This window comes from Tritonibacter sp. SIMBA_163, from assembly GCF_046535935.1.
Classification (GTDB): domain Bacteria; phylum Pseudomonadota; class Alphaproteobacteria; order Rhodobacterales; family Rhodobacteraceae; genus Epibacterium; species Epibacterium scottomollicae.
Genome location: NZ_JAWJBP010000107.1, coordinates 1 through 493 on the forward strand (window position 1 = coordinate 1; position 493 = coordinate 493).

The window sequence follows — 493 nt, forward strand, 5'->3', positions numbered from 1 at the left end:
AGGTGCTCAAGTTCGCCGTCGCCCCCGGCCGGGCGAATCAGTGGGCGGTCGAGCTGGTGTTCGACCGCGTGGACGGCAAGGCGATTCAGCAGGCCGCCGGCGACGGCCGCGACGTGATTGAGGATCGGCTCGATGACATTTCCCGGCAGCACCTTAACGACCTCGCAGCGCTCAGCTCGGTTGCGGCAGGATCAGGCGAAGCTGAGGACGGAGCCCATCGACAAGTGGCCAATCCGCTCAGTTCGGTGCCCTCTCACCGATCTGGACATGCCGAAGGAGATGGAGGCGAACCGCCGGTGGCGGATGGCCCTCCGGAAGAAGGCTGACGACGACGCGGGGTTCCGCAAGTCGGTGCTCGCCGCGTGCCGCCTCAGCACGATCTACTGGATCAACGCCTTCGGCTGGACCTATCGGCTCCGCATGGTGAACGAGCGGGGCGAGACGGTGCCCACCAAGGGGCACCAGTCGCACTTCCCGATGATTACGTGGCCGG

General features: G+C 66.3%; 2 protein-coding genes. Both read left to right on the top strand.

Annotation, left to right across the window (positions count from 1 at the left end):
* A partial coding sequence (locus tag R0J92_RS21635; RefSeq protein ID WP_411053147.1) for a hypothetical protein occupies nucleotides 1–326 on the top strand: 326 nt, incomplete at its 5' end.
* A partial coding sequence (locus R0J92_RS21640) for a hypothetical protein (RefSeq protein WP_411053148.1) occupies nucleotides 304–493 on the top strand: 190 nt, incomplete at its 3' end. The genes R0J92_RS21635 and R0J92_RS21640, both read left to right, overlap by 23 nt.